We start from the raw sequence: 20,520 nt of genomic DNA, 5'->3' as shown, positions 1-20,520 counted from the left end.
AAGGGGTCGCTGGCCTGAGGACCTCGGCATGATTCATGCCCCCAGTCGTCATGATCCGGGGGGTGTTGTCACCGAGGTTCGAAGGCACCTGTGTGTGATCAACTTTAAGTAGGCCGGTTCAGCTCCAGAATCCAGCCAGTACAGCGGCTGGATTCCAGCCATAACAGCCCGTCTCTGCTTCTGTGCGCCACTCCCAGAAAACACAAAGTCATGGGCGTGGCCACTCTCATCGATTAGGTTCCCAAACGAACACCCCGATCCCGTTGCAGCAGGATCGAACCGGGGTGTCAGAAGGGAACCAGAAAGACCATGACCACACCCATGACTACCATCGAAAATATCAGGCGCCTCGACGCCGAAGGAAGATCCGGACGCCAGATCGCCACCGATCTGGGCATCGATCGTGAAACCGTCGCGAAATACCTCAACCAAGACGACTTCTCTCCGCAACCACCAGCCCCGACCCGTCAGGCCGGTGCTGCCGTCCTGGCAGGACTGACCCACATCATCGAACAGTGGCTGACCGACGATGCCCGCCGTCCCCGTAAACAGCGCCACACATCCAAACGGGTCTACGACAGACTCGTCGCCGAACACGACTATCAAGGCTCCTACTCACCCGTGCAGCGCTTCATCAAGGACTACAAGACCATGCACCGGGCCCGCAGTCAGGGCTTCTTCGAACTCGAATGGGCACCCGGACACGCGCAAGTCGATTTCGGTCAGGCCGAAGCGATCGTCGACGGCATCCGTGAAGTCCTCCACCTGCTGGTCATTACGTTCCCGTTTTCGAATATGCGTTTCGCTCAGGCCTTCCGCGGAGAAACCAGCGAATGCATCGGCCAGGGCCTGGCCACGATCTTTCACCACATCAATACCGTGCCCGTCGAACTCATCCTCGATAACGCCACCGGTGCTGGCAGACGCTGTGGCACGATTATCACCGAAGCCAGACTCTTCGCCGCGTTCAAAGCCCACTATCGGACTACCGCCCGCTACTGCAGCCCCTATTCGGGGCATGAGAAAGGCAACGTCGAAAACGCTGTCGGATTCATCCGCCGCAACTTCATGGTCCCCGAACCCACCGCGGTCTCCCTGGCCGGTTTCAACACGGACCTTCTGGCCTACTGCGACGGACTCGGCTCCGAGGATCACTGGAAGAAGGGCCAGAAGATCCAGGACCTGTTCGCCCACGACATCGCCGCGGGACTCGCGTTGCCCGGGATCGCCTTCGACCCGGTCCGCTACGAATCGCGTAAGGCCGATAAGACCGGCACCATCGTCATCGATGGTCATTCCTACCTCGCCGGCCCCGACTACCACAACAGGCTGCTCACCGTCGCGATCCGTCACGATGCCATCAGCATCCTCAACGAACGATCTCAACCTGTCATCGGCTTCGACCGCGCCTGGGGCCAGCCGGGGCCGACCGTGTTCACTCCCGATACGCTTCTGGCCGCGTTGATGACCAAACCCGGAGCCTGGTCGAACTCACCAGTCCGTGCCCAGGTGTCCGACCCTGTCCGTGACTGGGCCGATGCTGCCGATAGTCGGGCTCGTTCCGAGTTCTTCGGCCGTCTCGATGCCAGTGCCCAAGCCACGTCTTGGAACACCGCCGTCGAGGCTGCTGACAGGCTCATCCGACTCGGCGATGACCCCACCGGCCCAGGACTGCCGATGCTGGCCAGACGCCTGTGTCAAGGCAGCGAACCACCAGCATCGAACGTCGATTTAAGCCTCTATGACCGTTTCACCACTACTCGGCAGGAACAACCAGCATGACCATCACGACCACAGACGTCATCGACGCGGGACGACACACCGGCATCAGCCATACCGTCGTCGCCGAAGCCGCCGCCAAAGCAACTCCGAAACAACGACAACTCCTCCACGACCTCTTCACCGCCGAACACGCCTCCCGAGCCCATCAGCGCCGCACCCGGCTACTCAAAGCCGCGAAACTGCCCACCCTGAAAACCCTCGACGGGTATGACTGGACAAACATCAAGTTCCCCACCGACTACGGCCGCACTCGACTGACCGACCTCGAGTTCCTGACCACTGGTTCCGACCTCGTCTTCTACGGCGACGTCGGATGCGGGAAAACGCATCTGGCGATCGCTTTAGCCGCTCACGCCTGTCACCGGGGAATACCCGCCAGATTCTTCACCACCGCCAGCCTCGTCACACATCTACGCCGAGCAGCCGATCAAGGACGACTCGATAAGGAACTGGCCCTGCTGGGTAAGAACAAACTGCTCATCATCGACGAGTTCGGATATCTGCCCATCGATACCGAAGGCGCCAGGCTCCTCTTCCAGGTCATCGCCGACGCCTACGAGAAACGCAGCCTCATCCTGACCACGAACCTCGAGTTCGCCCGGTGGGGAACCGTGTTCGGCGACGACAACATGGCCGCAGCAATCATCGATCGCATCGTCCACCACGGCAGACTCCTCCACTTCACCGGCCAGTCCTACCGCGTCAAGAACGCACTCATGAGATGACCCCACCACCAGACACCGAAAGGACACCAACCATGAACTCTGTCAGCACCGACGAGCTCTTCCAACGATGCGAAACCGTCCTCTACGCAGCTGAAACCATCCTGCGCCGAAGCAGTCTCGACGGCCAGATCGCGATCTCATCAGCCGCCCAATTCCTGTTCGGCCCCGATCACCACGGAACTCACTACCAGCGCCTGCTGGCGGAGATCGAAACGCTGAAAGACCAGATTGCGGACCATCAAGGCTGGTAGTAACCACGAAGGTCAGGGCTGCGGACAGATTCCCATCCGCAGCCCTGCACGGGTAGGCACGTTCCCCGTATCGGACGCGGAGCTCACACGGCTGGAAACCATGCTCGCCTGGCTGGATTTTCGGCGCTCTTTTGGCCGGAAAAAAGTTGACAAAACACAGCACCAGGGAAATCGCTGATAGGGGCCAGAACCACTGGCAGAACACATGCCTCGAGCCCGACCGTAACGTGGATGCCGAACCCCGGAGCCACCCAGCACCACCGGCCAGCCGAACCACTCACAACCGCAGTCACACCAGTCGAAGAAGATGAGTGACATGATCACCAACCACGACACCATTGACGTATTCATCGGCATCGATGTCGGCAAACACGACCACCACGCCGTGGCGCTGGCCAGGGACGGCACCCAACTACTGTCGAAGGCCCTGCCCCAGAACGAAGCAAAACTCCGAGCACTCATCGACAAGCTCCGCACCCACGGGACACTCCTGCTCGTCGTCGATCAGCCCGCCACGATCGGAGCCCTACCCGTCGCCGTCGCACAAGCAGCCGGCGTCACCGTGGCCTACCTCCCCGGGTTGGCGATGCGCCGCATCGCGGACCTGCACCCAGGAGAGGCAAAGACCGATGCCCGGGATGCCGCGATCATCGCTGAAGCCGCCCGCACCATGCCACATACCCTGCGCGGGATTCGGGTCAGCGATGAAAACGTCGCGGAACTGTCGATGCTGTGTGGCTACGACGATGACCTCGCCAAACAAGCCACGGCCACGTCGAACAGGATCCGGGGCCTACTCACCCAGATACACCCCGGACTAGAAGCCGTCATCGGTGCCCACCTGGACCATCCTGCAATGACGGCGCTGCTGGTGAAGTACCCGACACCGAAGGCTCTACGTCGGGCCGGCAAGCACCGGGTCGAGACGCTGCTGGCCAAACACGCTCCACGAGCGTGGAAACGCTGGGCGACAGCGATCTTCGCCGCCTTGGACGAGCAGACTGTGGTGGTCGCGGGCACCGATGCGGCAGGGATCGTTCTCCCGCAACTGGCCACAGCTTTGGCTCAGACGAGGTCGTCGCGGGACGAGGTCTTTGCACGGATCGAGGAGTTGGTGGAATCGCATCCTCTTTTCGAGCTCCTGACATCGATGCCGGCAGTCGGCGTCAGGACAGCGGCGAGGATCCTGACCGAGGTCGTGGGCAAGGACTTCGCCACTGCCGGGCACTTGGCCTCTTACGCCGGTTTGGCACCGGTGACGTGGCGATCGGGGACGTCGATCCGTGGTGATCATTCGTCCCGCCGTGGCAACAAAGTCCTCAAACGGGCACTATTCCTCTCGGCATTCGCAGCGTTGAAAGACCCGTTGTCGAGGACGTACTACGACCGGAAACGTGCCCAGGGCAAGAAGCATAACCAGGCTCTGATCGCGTTGGCTCGTCGACGCTGCAACGTATTGTTCGCGATGCTGCGTGACGGTTCCTATTTCCACGTACCGATGGAGGCCACTGCCGCGTAGACAGGTTCCGAAGCACCCACGTCCAGTCCGAGACTGCGTCCCGGACCAATCAGTCCTGCCCAGCATCAGCCGGCAAGACTATTCGAAGAAATCTTGGTCACCCCTTGACGAAAACCATAGGGGCACCCCCCACACATCGTCCGGCCGCAACCACACACCGATAGCTTGGCAACGACGGTCGTGGAGCTCGACGAAGATCGCACCATCGAACCCGAGGCGAGTCGCAGTGCCGTCTACCCATTCGGTGCCGTCGCGCTCCCACGCGACACGAGCACGCACAGGCAGCGGCGGACGGTCCTGATACGAACCACGGGCACCGGCATCGTTGCGGACCTTCTGCCAATACTTCCACGTCGCAGTGCCGTGATCCTCGGTCATGTGAACATTATGCGCCGAGGTGCAGACACAGAAACGGCCCCACCGCCGTAGCGGTGGGGCCAGGGTGATTCAGTCAAAGCACAGCGCGAAGAAAGTCTTCTGCGGTTCGCTCGTCCTTCTTTTCGTTGAAGTAGGTACCGTGAGTGACCTTGACTGTCTCAATAGAGTCCGACCCAACTAGCACAATATCGATGGCGTGTGAGTCCCTGAACTTCTTTTCTCGTGCCGCATACTCGGCCATCGCTAGCTCGGAATCGTGGCCATAATCTTCCACCTCAATTAGCCGATCCTTTGAGTGATCGAACACGAGCAAGAAGTGGTTAATTGAGCTTGAATCGTTAGGCATTTAGGTGTCCCTCCTTGAGCGGTGGGCCTTGAGCGCAGAGTTAACATCTGCGAGTTGCTGGCTGATCGTAGCGCGCAAACTCTCTGGCTCCGGTATGCCCTCCTCGTCACAACGGTACCGGACAGACAGAGATTTACCTAGATCTTGCACAACACTTGACCCGTCTTGCTTGTAGTTCTCCCCCAACGCACCAGATAATCCTTCGATAAACTCAGCCCAGGAGTGCATCAATGCTGAGCGTAATTGAATTTCGACTGGCTTGCCGTCGCGTTCGACCACCAGGTGAACCGCCCGATACCCCGATTCTCGGGGCTCGGCAATATAGTCGGATCTGCGGACGATATCCGATCCCCATGCTCGCTCCAAAGAGTTTCGCAGCTGCTCCAGCTCGTCAATCGTCTCGGTGACGGCGCGGCATCCACCGATGTCTTGCATGCGAGAAAGATCGAGACCAGAGACGCGACTCAACTTGTCGACGATCGTCGGCAGTCGTTTCAATCGCTGGGTCACTCGTGCTTCGACGCCGGACTTCCGGGCGTAATGCCGAATGCCATTATTGATTCTGACTAGTGGACTCTGGAACGTCGCCCGATAGGCGTCAAGATCCTCGACCGCATCCATATAGGCATCGACTTCCTCCATCGTCTCAGGGGATCGGCGCAGGATCTTGCCGATCTTCCTCGCTCGAGACTTAGAGATCTCGCGTGCCTTCTCCATGGGCTCATCATATGCGAGAGCTATCAAACTTGCTTAAACCTTGATCCACCGATGTAAGTAGCCGGATCAAGCCGTTCGTGGAATGGAAATGCCCCTCCTGAGCTGGGAAAATGGTGATGTTCTAAGTCAACATTCCCGGCCAAGAAAGGGGCACCTCTCAGGTGCTATTCAATCACACGCCCACGGCTGTGTCTCATTCCTTCGATGATGAGAACCTCACCGCGACCACCGGGCTGGTCCCGATCATGGGCCTCGCCCAGAAAGCCGGCCTGCCAGACCTCGCCGACGACAGGTTGACCGTGTCGACCACCGGCGCTGATAAAGGCGCGAACCCAGCCGCGAAACTCGCCACCCTCGTCGGCGGAATTGCCGCCGGGGCTGACTCGATCGATGACATGAACCTTCTCCGCCACGGCGGCATGACACACCTGTTCGACCGTGTCTACGCCCCTTCGACGCTGGGTTCGTTTCTGCGTTCGTTCGCCTTCGGCCACGTTCGGCAACTCGACGCGATCTCCTCCCGCTTCCTGACCAACCTCAACGAACACACACCACTGCTGCCCACCAACCAGGAGTCGGCACAGACTTCGATGATCTTCGTCGATGTCGACGACACCGTCATCGATGTTCACTCCGCGTCGAAGCAGGGAGCCGGGTTCGGCTACCAAGGCAGTCGTGGACTCAACACGCTGTTGGCCACAGCCTCGACCCGCGACTCCAGCCAGATCATCGTCGGCCAGCGTCTGCGCAAAGGCTCGACCTCGTCAGCCCGGGGTGCTGACAAGTTCGTCTCCGACGCTTTGGCCACCACGGCCCGAATCAACTCCGACCTCCCGGTCCTGGTCAGGGCTGATTCGGCGTACTACTCCTCAAAAGTGGCCAAAGCCGCCCACGATGCCGGGGCTCATGTGTCGATCACCGTGCGTATGGATAAGAAGGTCAAAGCAGCGATCGGAACGATCAGCGACGACGCATGGACTGGCATCGAATACCCTGAAGCAATCTACGACGAAGACTCCAGGGCCTGGATCAGCAAGGCTGAAGTCGCCGAGGTCCCGTTCACCGCATTCACCTCGAAGAAGAAGTCCCTGCACGCCCCCGGACGCTTGGTCGTCCGCCGCATCCCGGAGCTCAACGAGACCAAACGCACTGCCGGACAGGACCCCTTGTTCGACTTGTACCGGTACCACGCGTTCTTCACCACCATCGACCGGGATCGTTTCGACACTGTCGCTGCTGACCAGATGCACCGCAAGCACGCGATCATCGAGCAGATCAATGCGGAGTTGAAGAACGGGGCGCTGGCGCATATGCCCTCCGGAGTGTTCAACGCCAACGCCGCCTGGGTCGCGATCGCAGCGATCACGCACAACCTGATGCGGGCTGCGGCCGGACTCATCGGTGGCAGGATGAGCAAAGTACGCGCCCAGACGTTGCGCACACGCATCATCAGCATCCCGGCCCGGATTGCTCACCGGGCCAGGAAGCTGATCCTGCACCTGCCCACGAAGTGGCCGTGGGCGACGGACTTCGCACGACTCTGGCAAGCAGCGTTGAGCCCACCAAGGACAGTATTATCCTGACCGATCCGCTCCTGCTCGAGCACGAGGCCGCAGGGTCTGGAGGAGACCTTGGGAAACATTTGTGGAAGAGACCGGTGAGAGACCGGGACACTACTTCCTGCCCTCACGTCATGTTCGCACTCGAACCCGAACGAACGGCCAAGAATCAACCGAATCGGTGGATCAAGGTTAAAGAGCGAAAAATGGCCCCGACCGCACCGTGAGGTGGGCCGGGGCCGCGGTGTGTGCTATTTCTTGAAGGACCGACTCTCGGCGGCCCAGGAGGACCACATGACAGGCAGTGGCTACGTGTCGATCGGGCAAGCCGTACGCAAGGCGCGGATGGGACTCGACCTCAACCAAGGCGAGCTCGCTGACCGACTAAACCGTGGGCAGGCGGATCGGTGGAATCAAGGGAAGGTGTCGCGGATCGAGTCATGCGACCGTGAACTCAGCTTCCAGGAGTTCATGAAGCTCGTCGACTCGCTTGGTGTTGATGCGTTCCGTAACACGCATGAGCTCGACCAGATCCTTCAGATAGCCGGCGAGCACACCCGTTCCTTGAAGTCCGCGATGCTGGACGCGATTGGGGAACTTGAATCAGTTCACGAGACTCTGACGAGAGGGTTGTCGTAGAACGACGAATGACCCCCACTGCCGGCCGACGAGACCGCTACACGGGAGACCGAGAACGGGGGCGAAAGCTCCGCGAGGACCAAGACGACGTCGAGGACGAATCACAAGATCCGGAGGACTGGGAATGAAACGGCTTGCAGCCACGGCCGCGATCACCACGGCACTACTAGCCGTGACCGGGTGCGCCGAGCCAACGCCACATGCCAACGAAGAGCCGCCCGCGACTATCGGGCAATTCGCGTCCGTGATCGCCCGCCACGACAAACCAATACGAGACGTCGTTGACGAGAGTTCGGGCTGCTTGCTCACCATGCTCCTGGGCGATTCAGACGTGCTTGCGCAGAGATGTGTGGACTCTGCAGGTGAAGGCAGATTCGAGGTCATCGAGATCAAGAACCGATTCGGGGAACTCGGAGAGGCACCGGCTGAGCTTGACGAACTCGTCCAGCGAATGATCCACGGCGGCGAACACCTCGCAACCACCGAAGATCTTGACGTTCGGGCTAACTGTGTCGAGGTAGGAAGCGACGAGTGCGCCACCTCAGTCTCCTCGGTGCTGCGGGCACTCGAAGAGGTGATTGTTCCCGAGCTCGACGCCTAGGGCCCATACCTGTAATCACGTTCGTCGTGTCATCCCTCCCCATATGGTCTCGTACATTGCACCATCCATGGAGAGAACTACGTGATCGCGGGAACGGCGTTATCCTGCACTTCACCCGGTTCAAAGACGCTCAAGCAGCCGCCACCAACAGCAACAACGCCATCTGGCTCGACCGGGATCTACTGCAGGGCGAGAGGCGCTGCGCGGTCCAGCACGAGCAAGCACACATTGACCTCGGGCAGACGAACTGCAGTGACCCGAGAGAAGAGCAAACGGCCCGCCGGCTGACAGCTCAGAAGCTCATCGCCTGGGATGCCCTCGTTGACGTGATCAAGTGGGCGCACAACGCCCTCGAGGCGGCCGACGAACTCTGGGTGACCCCCGAAGTGCTCGAGGACCACTTACGGTTCAACATGTCCTCCACGTCGTACTTCCAAATCCTCACTGCAATCATTGACGACCCTGAAACCGCATGGATGGAACCGGTGCTCGCCAACCGACTACGGAGACTCAGATATGGCGACGATCGAACGCTACGAGACGAAGAATGGTAAACGGTACCGGGTCCGGTACACCAAACCGGACTGCAAGCCGCCCGACCGGCGCGGGTTCAAAACGAAACGGGAATCGCAGATCTTCCTCAACACCATCGAAACATCCAACCTCGACGGGACGAGGATCTGACTGTCGTCGCTGAGGCGTTGAACCGGGCTCGTGATTTGAAACTTGGGCAAAACATGGGCAAGAACGATTCTGCGGCATAAGAAAAGCCCCACGATCGGCTATTTCTAGCGGATCGTGGGGCCTATTTATCGGGGTGAGTAACGGGACTTGAACCCGCGACATCCGCGACCACAACGCGGCGCTCTACCAGCTGAGCTATACCCACCACATGCGTTGCACCACTGGTGCAGACAGCAAGATATATCTTAACCTCACCCACTCGACGCGGGCAAACTCGGGCCGCCCATTGCGGACAATGAGACGCAGATCTCCTCACATGCAACGATTCAGTAGCGTTGTATAACGGTTTCAGAAAACTGGTAGGAGCAGTCCTCGACATTCATTAGGATTGGTTCGGCCCTGTCCTCGACAACCTCCCAAGGAACCCTGTACATGACTCGTGCGTTGATCTCCGTCTCTGAAGACGAGTTCACCTATATCTCCCTCAATGGGGCGACGAGTCGCTATTCGGACATCGGGGAGGCCATCTCGTACCTCGGCGACTATGCCCGAGAGACCGCCACTCCCCTGACCGTGACGATCGACGACGGCGAGAAGAAGACCGAAATCTCCATCGATGCGCATGGCAAAGTCGGATCCGCACCGAAGCCTGCGACCGGCGGCGATGCAGCACCGCCCGAGGTCGGGACAGCCGATACCGCGGCCACCGACCAATCCCCCGCCGGCGCCGAGGCGGCCGCGAGCACATCTGCCGACGCGGCGGCAGGGCAGACGGAGCCACCGAATTCCGACAATGACGGCTATCCGCAGGGCACCCCGTTCTCCGGCCCGGCCGCTCCCGCAGCGCCGAAGGTGAAGAAGACCCGGGTGCGCAAACACTCTTCTCGCAGCCGCCCACAGCGGCTGAAGAAGATCACCGTTCCGGGTCTCGTCCTCATCGGCATGGCGATCCTCATGATCGGCGCATTCGTCGTGCCCAATATCGTCCCCGTCGACTCCGACGACACCCCGCAGACGATCGGTTCGGAACAGCAGGTCAATCCGGCCTCAGAACTCTCCGTCGACAAGACCCGCGACGTCGTGCCGAGCTTCGACAACTCCCCGGTCTGGGAAGCCAAGGTGCCCAAGCGCGCTTCGGTCACCGCCTCCGATCGCGGCATCCTCCTCGTCGACAAGGGCAGGCTCGAAGTCCTCGACTCCGATACCGGCAAGACTCGTTACAAAGCCAAGATCAACGAGTCTCCGACCTTCGCCGTCGACACCATCATCGATGGCCGCCCGGCCCTGCTGTGGCAGTCCGGCGACACCGCCGAGGCGCTCTTCGACGGAGACAAGAAGCCGAAGTCCTACCAGCTTCCCAAGGATGCTCGCATCACCTCGGCCGGCAAGAGCGTGCTCATCAAATCCGGCAACAAGCTGTCGACCTTCGGCGCCGACGGGTTGGAGAACGTGCCGACCCCACAGGCGGGTTCGACCCCGATGGCCATCGACAACGATGAGCTCTTCAGCTCCGACTGGCACGGCCCGGTCAAGGCGAAGAACATCAAGACCGGTGCCGAACGCAACATCAAACTCGAACGCCCCGCCGACGGATTCCAGATCATCGACTGGATCTCGGCCGGCCACGGCAAGACCATCACCCTGTGGGGCGAGCAGGGCGCCTCGACGAATTCGGGCCACCGGATCCAGCTCGTCGTCCACTCCCTCGAAGACGGCTCCATCCTCTCGACCGTGACGACGACGACCGACATCGTCGGCGAGAAGACGTGGGTCCGCGGCCAAGCCGGCAAACGCGCCTACATCGGCCCCTACCTCTTCGACCTGCAGTCGGGCCTGCTGCTCATGGACGTCTCCAGCCGAGACATCCACCTCTCCGAACCGCGCGGCACGATCGTGCCCTGCACAATGGACACCAGCACTTCCTGCCTGCTCGCCGGCAAGCAGGCGTTCAAGACCGACACCGACCTGCTTGCAGTCGTCGACGACGGCAACGAAGCCTTGGTGCTCGGTGACGACTCCACCGTTCGGGCCTACCCGAAGAAGTCGGAGGCTCACGATCGCTGAGCCGCCCCTCGCCCCGGCAGCACGCCACGGCGAATCACCCCCGAGGCTTTTACACATCTGTTCAAGATATTAAGATGGCAACGACCTGCCTGCCCGTCATGTCCCCTTGACCGAATGAAGTCGGAATCCCCACCGCGAAGGAACGAAGTGCCAGCAATACGCCAGTTCAACCGCAGAATCGCCGCTATCGGCGCTGCGTTTGCCCTGGCAGCACTCCCTGTTTCCAGCACGATCACCCCCGCATTCGCCGAGCCGGATCCGACCCCTTCCGCCGAATCAGGTGCGGCAGGCACAGCCGACACCGAGGCGGCCAGCAGTGCCGATGCGGACGATTCCTCCGGTGCCGACGAGGGCAGCTCCGACACCGGATCCTCGAAGAACGAGGGCTCCAGCACCGACAACGGGGTCACCGAGGTCGAAGGCGAGACTGAAGCCGGGGGCAGTTCCGATCCGGATCCCGACTACGACACGGCATGCAAGGCCCCTGAAAAAGACGAGCCGGTTCCGGGCACAGACGGGCCGTGCGAGACCGATGAACCGCTGAAAGCGAAGTGGCATCCGGGGAGCAAGACACTGACCGTCACCAAACCGAAGAACAAGCCTGGCAGCCTCCCCGAGAGCTGGGTCGGCGTAGCCTTCGATAACCCTGGACGAAACACGGTCAGCGTTCCGGTCCAGTCGGAGCGGCGCTCGGCGGGCGATGACTCCACCCGCTCGGCTCACAGTGATTCGGACACCGATGACAGTGGACGCTCCGTCGCCGAGGCTGCGGCTCAGGCAGACGCCCCCGCGAGCTTTGAGATCAATTCCGAGGGCGAGATCTTGGCCGAAGGCGCTGACGAACCCATGAAGTTCAAGAGCTTCAAATCCGACCCGAAGTGGAGCTTCACCGCCGACGGCACATCCATCACCGCCGAAGGAAAGCGGTACCCGGATGACTCCGGCGGTGCCGACAGCGACGACGACGGCTCCTCTTCCAGCGGTTCGACGGCAGGTTCCGACGACAACTCGAACGCGGACAGCGAGCTCACCGCGTCAAAGGACTCGAATGCCGGTGACGACTCGTCGAATCCGTCAGGCAAGACCGACGGTTCCTCTTCCGACAGCAACACCGGTGAGGACAAATCCTCCGACACCGACGGCACCAGCGCCGACGATGGTTCGTCCTCCACCAGCGACTCTTCCCGAGACGACAACGCGTCTGGGGCCAAGACCACCTCGTCCGATAAAGACGCCGACGGACGCAACTCGAACTCCGACACCGGTTCGCGGGCCGAGGCATCAGGCAGCAGTGATTCCGAAGGCTCTGCATCCGATTCGGACTCCGGCAAAGACAAAGAGAAGGATTCGGACAAGGACGGGTCCGGTTCCACACTCGGCACGTCCGACGCCAACGGCACCACTCCTGACCCCTCGAACGGCAACGGCTCGCAGGACGGGCGAGAAACCATCCCCGGCACCACCGGCGACGAATGGCTGCCCGGAGACGAGGACTCCGAACACCAACCGGACTACTCCGACCCGGTACCGCGCAACCCCGACGAGCCTGCCCCCAAAGACGACTCCGATCTCATCACCGGCGGCGACCAACCCTCCCCGCGGGCCAATCAGCACCCGGCGACCTCATTCGGCGAGTCCATCATCTCCACGATCGTGAGCTCCTGGCCAGTCTTCGTCCTCGCCGCCTCGGGCATGGCCGCGGTCGGCTTCATCATCTACCTCATGGGACGTCGCGGAAAGCAGGACTGAGGCCGGCCGCGGAAGTGGTCCGGCCGCCTCGGTGAGCGATTTCTTCTCCTCGTCCCGGTCCGATCCGGCAATCCTCGCCTAAGATCGCTGACATGGATCTCTTCGACTCCGAACTGCGCGTGATCGCCGCGGCCGAGGACCTCGCGCGGACGCTCGGAGCCGACGCGAACCACACTGTCGCCGCGGCCGCGATGGACACGACCGGCCGCATCCACACCGGGGTCAATGTGGACCACTTCACCGGCGGACCCTGCGCGGAACTCGTGATGATCGGCAGCGCCGCGGCCGCAGGAGCGGGCCCGCTGGTCACCATCGCCGCGGTCGGCGACCACGACCGAGGACTGCTCGCACCGTGCGGACGCTGCCGGCAGGTCATCCTCGACCTCCACCCCGACGCCCTCGTGGCGATCCCCGACAAAGCCACCGGCGAGCGGTCGATCGCGCCGATACCCGCGCTCCTCCCCCACGCCTACCGCCACCCCGACGCAGCACCGATGCGGCTGCTGCGCTTCAACGCCCGCTACCGCGAGGCGGTCATGAACGGAACGAAGACGCTGACGGTGCGCTGGAACGAAGCTCATCGCACGGGTTCCGCACTGGCCTATTTCGAGGGCACCGAGCACGGTGCCGTCCCCGTGAGCATCACCTCGGTGACGGCAGAACGACTCAGCGAACTCAGCGCAGCAGACCTCGAACTCAGCCGACCCGGCGGCCTGGACCGCTATCGTGCGAACCTCCGCGACCACTACCCGGCCATGCCGGACGACGCAATCGTCGAAATCGTAAGATTCCGTCGAACCGCGCCCGATATCTGACACTCACTGTGCCCAGCCGCTAAGCTGGACAGCGAAGCACTGTGGCACAAGGTCACAGGCGCAAGAATGCATTCTCGACCGGGAGGACTCGACCCGATGACTGACAACGTCTACACCTCAGATGTGACCGTCGACCAGGCAACACCTGCACAGCTCGCGGAGTCGATCCGTCTGCGTGAGGAACGCATCGCGGACAACATCGACGAGCTCGTCGGCCGCATCCACCCGAAGGTGCTCGCGACGCGCGCCGTCAACAAGGCGAAGTCAGAGGTCGTCGAGGAAGACGGTTCACCCAAGCCCGAGATCATTGCGCTCGGTGCAGGTGCCGTGCTCGGCGTTGCTGCTCTCATCGTCGGCCTGTCCGGTCGGGGCAAGCGTGGCTGATGCCGCTCTGCCGATCCGGATGCTCCATGACCGGATCCTGCTCGAACCCGGCGCGGAAGCCGGTGAGCGCAAATCCTCGGCGGGCATCGTCATTCCCGCCACCGCCAGCATGGGCCGGCGCCTCGTCTGGGGCAGGGCCGTGGCGGCGGGCCCGCACGTGAGGCAGGCCAACCTCGGCGACACCGTCCTCTACGACCCCGAAGAGCTCGCCGAGGTGGAGCTCGAGGGGCGGGTCTATGTGCTCCTGCGTGAGCGCGACGTCCACGCGATCGCCGAACCTGCCGAGCAGTCCAGTTCCGGCATGTATCTGTGACGTTCCGGGCTGTCCCTCAGCGGGCCTCTGACCAGGGGCTTGCGACCTTCATCACAAAATCGGACGGGGGCCGATCTCGGTTTGCATGATCGGCGAACACCTGAGTAATATTAATTCTCGTTGCGCAACATGTGCGGCACGCACCTCTAGCTCAATTGGTAGAGCAACTGACTCTTAATCAGTGGGTTCCGGGTTCGAGTCCCGGGGGGTGCACCACAGATCGAGAACCGCCATTCGGATGATCCGGGTGGCGGTTCTTCGTCATTCACACCGGCAGTCGACTCTGCCGGATGCCTCTCATCTGCGGCTCTTGATCCCGGGACGGACTCGATTGTCCATCCGAGTCCGGTACGGCCGGAGCGCTTTGTCGGAGACTCCGCACCCGGCTTCGCATTCGAGCAGCGGGGCATTCGCCAGTGGCGCCTCGGCGCCGGGTTCGATGGTGCCGGCGGTGTCGATGAGACGGCAGTAGCAGTCCGGACACAGGAATGGTGCATATCTCATACAGATGCTCCTCATGGGCCAGACTCCGCTGACCTGTCATTGGGCATGCGGGCCACGGGCCGACATGAGCGCATGCAATCTGCACGCACCGTCGTTTTCAGACTAGCAGTCGCAGATGTGTGCCGGACGCGATTCGCTCAGGCTTGGCCGGCCCGAGCATAGGCGCCGAGGACCTGACGCTCGGAGTCTCCGAGGTAGGTTGCAAGCTTCTCCGCGGCAGCGCCCGGGCTGTCCTCGAGGTAGGTCTCGAGCACCTGGTGATTGCGGCCGATGAACGGCGCGTGCAGATAGTCGAGGACCTCGACCTTGAGGAAGGCCAAACGCAGCTCGGCGAGCACATTGGCAAACGAACGCATCAGCCGCCTGCTGTCCGAGAGCGAGACCACCGCGTTGTGGAAGGCCATGTTCGCCGTGCCCACGCTCATCCAGTCCTCGGCCGCCGCCGCAGTTTCCGCGGCTTCGATGGCCACTCTCATCTGCGTCGCGTTCGGGTGGTTCCTCTGCGCGTGCTCGAGCACCGAGCATTCGACGTGATGACGGACCCGGTAGATGTCGATGACGTCGGCCGTGCTCGGCGAGGCCACGGACACGCCTCGGTGCGGGATATGTGTGACCAGCCCCTGCTCCCCGAGCACCCGGAACGCTTCGCGCAGGGTATTGCGGGAGACGTCGAACTCCTTGGCCAGAGACGTTTCGGACAAGCGGTCGCCGGGGCGCAGCTCACCGGCGATGAGCCGCTCGGTGAGTCTGTTGACCAGGGAGGATTCGTGATTCACACCTCCATCCTAATGACACATGCCCGTGACCGGTGACGTTCTGTCGACAGTTTCCGCAAGAAAATGTGATCTGGGTCTACCTCTGTTGAACAATCAATGCTAGATTGTATAGCGATCTTCCGGATTGCGGTCGAGCGCCGACACTGCGGTCACCTCGATTTCGCTTTCGGATCGTCACCACACCAGGCCCCGTCACACAGTCGGAGACTCCAATGTCGCAATCACCGGAACCCCAACCATCCGGTTCTTCCTCGAACGCCGCCACCGGTTCGCAGCCGAACACCTTGGACGGCAAGATCAGCCGCACCGCCATCATCGGTGCCATCTTCCTCATGGCCACCTCGGCGATCGGGCCGGGATTCATCACGCAGACGGCCACGTTCACCGCCCAGATGGGTGCGGCCTTCGCCTTCGCGATCTTCGTGTCGATCCTCATCGACATCGCCATTCAGCTCAATGTCTGGCGGATGGTGACCTCCTCGGGCAAACGCGCCGCGCAGCTGGCATCCTCGGCCGTCCCCGGATCGGGCATCGTCCTCTCGATCCTCATCGTCATCGGCGGCCTGGCCTTCAACATCGGCAACATCGCCGGCGGTGGCCTCGGCCTCAACGCGCTGCTGGGCATCGACCCGAAGCTCGGCGGTCTCGTCACAGGAGTGCTGGCCATCGGGATCTTCCTGTTCAAACGCGCCGGCAAGGTCGTCGACACCGTCGTGCTCGTCCTCGGCGTCGGGATGATCATCCTCACCTGCATCGTCGCGATCGTGTCGAATCCGCCCGTCGGCGAGGCGATCAAGCAGTCCTTCGTCCCCGACACCATCAACTTCGCGACCGTGACGACCATCGTCGGCGGCACAGTCGGCGGCTACATCACCTACTCCGGCGCTCACCGCTACCTCGACTCGGGCAAGATCGGACCGCAGCACGCTCCCTCGGTCATGCGCTCGGCGCTGTCGGGAATCCTCGTCACCGGCATCATGCGCTACGTGCTCTTCCTCGCCATCCTCGGCGTCGTCGCCTCCGGAGTCGCCCTCGACCTCGACTCGAATGTCGCGAACCCGGCCGGTCAGGCCTTCGCCGCCGTGCTCGGCGATGCCGGAATGCGCATCTTCGGGGCGATCTTCTGGGCTGCGGCACTGAGCTCGGTCATCGGCGCCGCCTACACCTCGGCGACCTTCCTCTCGGCGTTCTCCAGGCGCCTCGAAGGCGGCTGGCCGCTGCAGCTGGCGACCGTGACCTTCATCGTCGTCTCACTCATCGTCTACCTCATCGTCGGCACCGCACCGGCCACGCTGCTCGTCTTCGTCGGCGGCTTCAACGGCCTCATCCTGCCCATCGGCCTGACGATCTTCATGTACATCGGCTGGTTCAGACCACGCCTGCTGCGCACGGACGCGTACCCGAAGTGGTTGCTCATCATCGGCACCGCGGCAACACTGGTCACGTGGTACACGGCTGTGCAGTCCATCGGCCCCATCTTCGCAATGATCGGAATCGGAGGGTGACAATGACCACCACGAACGAACTGAGAATCGACCTCAACTCTGACCTCGGGGAGAACGTACCCGACCGTGTCGTCAGCGACGATGCGGCCATGCTCGGCCTCGTCACGAGCGCCAACGTCTCGTGCGGCTTCCATGCCGGCAACCCCGAAGGCATCCGGGCCACCGTCGATGCCGCCACCCGCGGCGGCGTCGTCATCGGCGCCCACCCCGGCTACGACGACTACGAAGGCTTCGGTCGACGCGCCCTCGACGTCCCGGCCGCAACCCTGCAGGCTCAGGTCGAATACCAGATCGGCGCCCTCCTCGGCCTGACCACCGCGGTCGGCGGCACGGTCTCCTACGTCAAGCCGCACGGCGGGCTGTACAACGCGATCGTCCGCGACCACGCGCAGGCGAAGGTCGTCGTCGATGCGGTCAAGGCCGTCGACGACTCACTCGTCTTCTTGGGCCTCGCCGGCAGCGTGGCCAACCGGGTTGCCGCCGAGGCCGGGCTGACGGTCGCTGCCGAAGCCTTCGCCGACCGCGCGTACAACCCCGACGGTTCCCTGGTCTCCCGCAGCGAACCGAATGCTGTCCTCCACGACCCCGAGGCCGTGGCCGCCCGCGTGCTGCGTCTCGTCCAGACCGGTCAGGTCGAAGCGATCGACGGCAGCCTCGTCGATGTCGACGCCCAATCGATCTGCTTCCACGGCGATTCGCAGGGCTCGATCGACATGGCCCGCGCCGCGCGCGAGCTCCTCGAATCCGAAGGAGTCACCATCGCCGCATTCGCCGGAGCCGGGCGATGAGCGCGAAGTCCACCGCCGGTGCCGAAGCCCGCGCCCGCATCCGGGCAGGGGCCTCGGAGCCCACCTCGGGGATGGCGCCGGGCCTCGTCCAGGCGAACCTCATCTCCGTGCCCGCCGACTGGGCCTTCGACGTCCTGCTGTTCACCCAACGCAACCCGAAGCCATGCCCGGTCATCGACGTCCTCGAACCCGGGCAGGTCGAATCGGGTCTGGCCCCGGGCAGCGATCTGCGCACCGACATCCCCGGCTACCGGATCTGGGAGAACGGCCGGCTCACCGGAGAGGTCACCGACGCCACGCATGCGTGGGAGGAACACCCGGACCTCGTGTCCTTCCTCATCGGCTGCTCCTTCACCTTCGAAAACGGACTCACCGAGGCGGGCATCCCGATCCGCCACCAGGACGCCGGACGCAATGTGCCGATGTACCGCACCTCCACCGCGTGCGCCCCGGCCGGTCGGATCAGCGGAGACATGGTCGTGTCCATGCGCCCGATCCCGGCCGCCCAGGTCGCCGAGGCGGTGCGCATCACCGACCGCTTCCCCGCCGTCCACGGCGCTCCCGTCCACATCGGCGAACCCGCTCAGATCGGCATCACCGACCTGAGCACACCGGATTTCGGAGACGCCCCGGCCATCGCCGACGGCGACATTCCCGTGTTCTGGGCGTGCGGAGTCACCCCGCAGGCAGCGGTCCAAGCCTCGGGGGTGCCGTTTGCGATCACGCACTCACCAGGGAAGATGTTCATCACCGACGAACCGGAAGACACCTACCGCCAATGACGACCGACCTGACCTTCCACACCGCTTCCCGGCGTCACCTCCTCGTCGAATGCGCCGACCTGGCCGCGACGATGACCCTGCACCAGAGCCTGGAGGCGGCTGACCTGCCCGGCGTCGTCGAGCTCATCCCCGCCGCCCGCACCGTGCTCATCGACTTCGATCCCCGCCGCACCGGCGCCGGGATCCTCGAGCAGGCGATCCGCGGGCTCGACCGCACCGAATCCGCGTCAGCTGCGGCTCGGGAGGTCAGCATCCCGGTGACCTACGACGGGGAAGACCTCGCCGAGGTGGCCGAACTCCTCTCCGTCTCCCCCACCGAGGTCATCGCCCGTCACCAAGCGGCGACCTGGGAAGTCGCATTCGCCGGGTTCGCTCCCGGTTTCGGCTACCTCGCCGGTGACGACGAACTCTTCGATGTTCCTCGCCGCTCCTCCCCGCGCACCCGTGTGCCCGTGGGTGCGGTGGCCCTGGCCGGCGAGTTCACCGGCGTCTACCCTCGATCCTCCCCCGGCGGGTGGCAGCTCATCGGACGCACCGAAGCGAGACTGTGGGATCTCGACCGGCAGCCCCCGGCTCTGTTCGTCCCCGGCACGATCGTGACGTTCACCGATGCGGAGCGGGACTCCATCAGCGTGGGACACGAGGCGGCGAGCGCGAGCGCGGACGAACAGGCCAGCGCGTCTGCTCCGGCGACGGAGGCGAGCGAGTCATCGGCACACACCCTCGAGGTCCTCCGCCCCGGTCTGCAGCTGCTCGTCCAGGACCTCGGGCGTCCCGGCTTCGCCTCGATGGGCGTCAGCAGTGCCGGAGCCGCCGACCGCACGGCCCTGACGACCGCGAACCGGCTCGTCGGAAACGCCGAAGACGCGGCCGGACTCGAGAGCTTCGGCGGCGGGGCACGGCTGCGGTTCACCGGTGACGGAGTCGCCGCAGTCGCCGGAGCCGACGGGACGATCACCGTCACCGCCGGCGATGGCACGGTGTACACGCCCCGCCCCGGCGAGGCCTTCGCTGTGGCCGACGGGGACGAACTCGAACTCGGCACCACCACCCGCGGCATCCGCCGCTACCTCGCCCTCCGCGGCGGCATCGACGTCACCACGGCCTTGGACAGTGCGTCGGCGGACACACTCGCGGGACTCGGGCCGGCAGCCCTCGACAAGGGCACGACGCTCGACCTGCACACCCCCGTCGCCGCACCCCACCTCGTCGATCCGGTCCCAGCTGCCGCACGCGACCTGCCCCAGCCCGGTCAGACCGTGACTCTGACGGTGACCTTGGGCCCGCGGGAGGACTGGTTCACCTCGGCCGGCATCGACACTCTCCTGTCTCAGGAGTGGACGGTCACCCACGAATCCGACCGGGTCGGGCTGCGCCTGTCCGGTGAGGTCCCGCTCGAACGTGCCCGCACCGGCGAGCTGCCGAGCGAGGGCGCGGTCACCGGGGCGCTGCAGGTCCCGCCGAACGGACAGCCGGTGCTCTTCGGCCCGGACCATCCGCTCACCGGCGGCTACCCGATCATCGCCAGCGTCGACGACACCGACCTCGCCGCGCAGCTGGCTCCGGGTGTCACGCTGCGCTTCACCACCTCTGCCCGTGCACACGGGGCACCCCGCACACACGAGAACGAAAGCTGAAT

General features: G+C 63.2%; 22 protein-coding genes and 2 tRNA genes. 18 read left to right on the top strand and 6 right to left on the bottom strand.

All coding sequences use genetic code 11. The features are described from left to right. Positions 1–321 precede the first annotated feature (321 nt). From istA to ACQE2J_RS06880, 4 genes are all read left to right on the top strand, one after another. Complete coding sequence (gene istA, locus ACQE2J_RS06895; RefSeq protein WP_135542790.1) at positions 322–1,782, top strand: IS21 family transposase; 1,461 nt, start codon at positions 322–324, stop codon at positions 1,780–1,782. Then, on the top strand, positions 1,779–2,507 hold the full coding sequence (gene istB, locus ACQE2J_RS06890; protein ID WP_135542789.1) for an IS21-like element helper ATPase IstB: 729 nt from the start codon (positions 1,779–1,781) through the stop codon (positions 2,505–2,507). The genes istA and istB overlap by 4 nt, the downstream gene beginning before the upstream one ends. 32 nt (positions 2,508–2,539) lie before the next feature. Beyond that, on the top strand, positions 2,540–2,758 hold the full coding sequence (locus tag ACQE2J_RS06885) for a hypothetical protein (protein ID WP_135542787.1): 219 nt from the start codon (positions 2,540–2,542) through the stop codon (positions 2,756–2,758). Between the two features lie 316 nt (positions 2,759–3,074). After that, entirely contained in the window at positions 3,075–4,277 is a 1,203-nt protein-coding gene (locus tag ACQE2J_RS06880; RefSeq protein ID WP_426936256.1) for an IS110 family transposase, read from the top strand. Between the two features lie 78 nt (positions 4,278–4,355). Here ACQE2J_RS06880 and ACQE2J_RS06875 read toward each other — a convergent pair whose 3' ends face one another. The 3 genes from ACQE2J_RS06875 to ACQE2J_RS06865 all read right to left on the bottom strand — a co-directional run bounded on the left by ACQE2J_RS06875 (position 4,356) and on the right by ACQE2J_RS06865 (position 5,718). Further along, positions 4,356–4,655 (bottom strand): hypothetical protein, encoded by a 300-nt coding sequence (locus ACQE2J_RS06875; protein WP_426937349.1) that lies wholly within the window; start codon positions 4,653–4,655, stop codon positions 4,356–4,358. A gap of 73 nt (positions 4,656–4,728) precedes the next feature. Continuing rightward, positions 4,729–5,001, bottom strand: coding sequence for a hypothetical protein (locus tag ACQE2J_RS06870; protein WP_426937348.1), 273 nt, complete (start codon positions 4,999–5,001; stop codon positions 4,729–4,731). Further along, complete coding sequence (locus ACQE2J_RS06865) at positions 5,002–5,718, bottom strand: RelA/SpoT domain-containing protein (RefSeq protein ID WP_426937347.1); 717 nt, start codon at positions 5,716–5,718, stop codon at positions 5,002–5,004. Between the two features lie 188 nt (positions 5,719–5,906). Between ACQE2J_RS06865 and ACQE2J_RS06860 the strand changes: the two genes are divergently transcribed. The 4 genes from ACQE2J_RS06860 to ACQE2J_RS06845 all read left to right on the top strand — a co-directional run bounded on the left by ACQE2J_RS06860 (position 5,907) and on the right by ACQE2J_RS06845 (position 9,071). Next, positions 5,907–7,301 (top strand): IS1380 family transposase, encoded by a 1,395-nt coding sequence (locus ACQE2J_RS06860; RefSeq protein WP_135807966.1) that lies wholly within the window; start codon positions 5,907–5,909, stop codon positions 7,299–7,301. Positions 7,302–7,571: 270 nt separating this feature from the next. Continuing rightward, positions 7,572–7,916, top strand: coding sequence for a helix-turn-helix domain-containing protein (locus ACQE2J_RS06855; protein WP_426937346.1), 345 nt, complete (start codon positions 7,572–7,574; stop codon positions 7,914–7,916). A gap of 124 nt (positions 7,917–8,040) precedes the next feature. Continuing rightward, positions 8,041–8,517: a hypothetical protein gene (locus ACQE2J_RS06850; RefSeq protein ID WP_426937345.1), complete on the top strand. Its 477-nt coding sequence runs from the start codon at positions 8,041–8,043 to the stop codon at positions 8,515–8,517. Between the two features lie 56 nt (positions 8,518–8,573). Further along, positions 8,574–9,071 carry a DUF3263 domain-containing protein gene (locus ACQE2J_RS06845; RefSeq protein WP_426937344.1) on the top strand — a complete coding sequence of 166 codons (498 nt, stop codon included), beginning with the start codon at positions 8,574–8,576 and terminating at the stop codon, positions 9,069–9,071. 262 nt (positions 9,072–9,333) lie between these two features. Here ACQE2J_RS06845 and ACQE2J_RS06840 read toward each other — a convergent pair. Then, positions 9,334–9,406: transfer RNA gene (locus ACQE2J_RS06840), tRNA-His, on the bottom strand. A 227-nt stretch (positions 9,407–9,633) separates the two neighbouring features. Here ACQE2J_RS06840 and ACQE2J_RS06835 point away from each other — a divergent pair. From ACQE2J_RS06835 to ACQE2J_RS06810, 6 genes are all read left to right on the top strand, one after another. Further along, positions 9,634–11,265 carry a hypothetical protein gene (locus ACQE2J_RS06835; RefSeq protein WP_135539643.1) on the top strand — a complete coding sequence of 544 codons (1,632 nt, stop codon included), beginning with the start codon at positions 9,634–9,636 and terminating at the stop codon, positions 11,263–11,265. Between the two features lie 147 nt (positions 11,266–11,412). Further along, positions 11,413–13,014 (top strand): hypothetical protein, encoded by a 1,602-nt coding sequence (locus ACQE2J_RS06830; protein ID WP_426937343.1) that lies wholly within the window; start codon positions 11,413–11,415, stop codon positions 13,012–13,014. Positions 13,015–13,106: 92 nt separating this feature from the next. Then, positions 13,107–13,829 (top strand): ASCH domain-containing protein, encoded by a 723-nt coding sequence (locus ACQE2J_RS06825; RefSeq protein ID WP_425118860.1) that lies wholly within the window; start codon positions 13,107–13,109, stop codon positions 13,827–13,829. A 96-nt stretch (positions 13,830–13,925) separates the two neighbouring features. Beyond that, on the top strand, positions 13,926–14,213 hold the full coding sequence (locus ACQE2J_RS06820; RefSeq protein ID WP_135539651.1) for a DUF3618 domain-containing protein: 288 nt from the start codon (positions 13,926–13,928) through the stop codon (positions 14,211–14,213). Continuing rightward, complete coding sequence (locus ACQE2J_RS06815; protein ID WP_135539653.1) at positions 14,206–14,526, top strand: GroES family chaperonin; 321 nt, start codon at positions 14,206–14,208, stop codon at positions 14,524–14,526. The genes ACQE2J_RS06820 and ACQE2J_RS06815 overlap by 8 nt, the downstream gene beginning before the upstream one ends. 140 nt (positions 14,527–14,666) lie before the next feature. Further along, positions 14,667–14,742, top strand: a tRNA-Lys gene (locus ACQE2J_RS06810). Positions 14,743–14,823: 81 nt separating this feature from the next. On the opposite strand, the gene ACQE2J_RS06805 is transcribed toward ACQE2J_RS06810, so the two are convergent. Then, positions 14,824–15,030, bottom strand: coding sequence for a hypothetical protein (locus ACQE2J_RS06805; protein WP_135541357.1), 207 nt, complete (start codon positions 15,028–15,030; stop codon positions 14,824–14,826). Between the two features lie 137 nt (positions 15,031–15,167). Beyond that, positions 15,168–15,806: a GntR family transcriptional regulator gene (locus ACQE2J_RS06800; protein ID WP_425118861.1), complete on the bottom strand. Its 639-nt coding sequence runs from the start codon at positions 15,804–15,806 to the stop codon at positions 15,168–15,170. Positions 15,807–16,018: 212 nt separating this feature from the next. Between ACQE2J_RS06800 and ACQE2J_RS06795 the strand changes: the two genes are divergently transcribed. The 4 genes from ACQE2J_RS06795 to ACQE2J_RS06780 are packed head-to-tail and all read left to right on the top strand — an operon-like array spanning position 16,019 to position 20,518. Further along, on the top strand, positions 16,019–17,311 hold the full coding sequence (locus ACQE2J_RS06795) for an NRAMP family divalent metal transporter (protein ID WP_426937342.1): 1,293 nt from the start codon (positions 16,019–16,021) through the stop codon (positions 17,309–17,311). 2 nt (positions 17,312–17,313) lie between these two features. After that, positions 17,314–18,099 carry a LamB/YcsF family protein gene (locus ACQE2J_RS06790; RefSeq protein WP_426937341.1) on the top strand — a complete coding sequence of 262 codons (786 nt, stop codon included), beginning with the start codon at positions 17,314–17,316 and terminating at the stop codon, positions 18,097–18,099. Continuing rightward, on the top strand, positions 18,096–18,881 hold the full coding sequence (locus ACQE2J_RS06785) for a putative hydro-lyase (RefSeq protein ID WP_426937340.1): 786 nt from the start codon (positions 18,096–18,098) through the stop codon (positions 18,879–18,881). The genes ACQE2J_RS06790 and ACQE2J_RS06785 overlap by 4 nt, the downstream gene beginning before the upstream one ends. Next, on the top strand, positions 18,878–20,518 hold the full coding sequence (locus ACQE2J_RS06780; protein ID WP_426937339.1) for a 5-oxoprolinase/urea amidolyase family protein: 1,641 nt from the start codon (positions 18,878–18,880) through the stop codon (positions 20,516–20,518). The genes ACQE2J_RS06785 and ACQE2J_RS06780 overlap by 4 nt, the downstream gene beginning before the upstream one ends. The last annotated feature ends 2 nt before the right edge of the window (positions 20,519–20,520 follow it).

Source organism: Brevibacterium sp. LE-L (assembly GCF_050214925.1).
Lineage (GTDB): Bacteria > Actinomycetota > Actinomycetes > Actinomycetales > Brevibacteriaceae > Brevibacterium.
This window is presented reverse-complemented; position numbering and strand designations above follow the sequence as displayed.